We start from the raw sequence: 1,075 nt of genomic DNA, 5'->3' as shown, positions 1-1,075 counted from the left end.
TCTGCCTTGTCGAATCTGCCATGATGTTTTGCGCCTGAGGTCGTGGGCTTCGGCAACATGACCGCAATTCGCGCGTCTGCGCACTCCTTGATCTGAGGCCCGCTGTAGTAGCCACGATCAGCGACTGCCCGCAGACTGGTCTTGCCCATCGCATCGCGCGCAGCTTTCGCCATAGGACTGAGCTGCGCCCGGTCACTGCCAGAGTTTGTAACCTCGTGAGCCACGATGAGGTGGTGTTTGGCGTCAACGGCCACTTGTACGTTGTAGCCCACCATTCCCGATCCTTTGCCGCTCGTCGCCATGGAACGCGCGTCGGGATCGGTCATCGAGAGTTGCCCATCAGGCTCTGTCTTGAGTCGTGCCTTGATCTGCTCGAGGCTGCGCATCTGCTCGCGCAAGCGCGCGATCTTGTCCTGCAAGCGGGTTGTCTTTGCTTCCAGTTCAGCCGGTTGCGTACGATCGGCAGTCTCCAGCGCGCTCAGATACCGCTGGATGCTCTCCTCAATCTGCTTCTGACGCTTGTCGACCTTGCCCTCGGTGAAGTTACGATCGCGTGTGTTGACTGCCTTGAACTTGCTGCCGTCGATGGCAACAAGCGCTTGCGAGAACAGCTTCAGCTCACGGCACAGGACGACGAAGCGGCGACATACGTTGCGAATGCCGGTGCCGTTATCACGACGGAAGTCAGCTATGGTCTTGAAGTCCGGCGCCAGACGGCCGGTGAGCCACATCAATTCAACATTGCGTTGGCATTCACGTTCCAGGCGACGGCTCGATTGAACCCGGTTCAGGTAGCCGTAGATATAGATCTTCAACAGCACGGCTGGGTGATAGGACGGACGCCCTGTAGTCGACGGCATCGCTCCATTGAAGCCCAGTGATGCAAGGTCAAGCTCTTCAACGAACGCCTCGATGATCCTCACCGGATTGTCCTCCGCGACGAAGTCATCAAGGCATTCTGGAAGCAGCGTCACCTGCTTGCGATCTTCGCCTTCTATGAATCGCTTCATCCGGTCACCCATGCTGAATGAGTTAATCCAGTCTAGGCGATCAACGCGTTTTCACACAAGCTCGA

General features: G+C 57.5%; 1 protein-coding gene. It reads right to left on the bottom strand.

The genetic code is table 11. The features are described 5' to 3' along the window. Positions 1-1,010: IS1182 family transposase (locus AB3X86_RS38180; protein ID WP_368599890.1), on the bottom strand; the 1,010-nt coding region annotated here is incomplete at its 3' end. Positions 1,011-1,075: the final 65 nt, after the last annotated feature.

Source organism: Paraburkholderia sp. BR14374, assembly GCF_040948685.1.
Lineage (GTDB): Bacteria > Pseudomonadota > Gammaproteobacteria > Burkholderiales > Burkholderiaceae > Paraburkholderia > Paraburkholderia youngii.
This window is presented reverse-complemented; position numbering and strand designations above follow the sequence as displayed.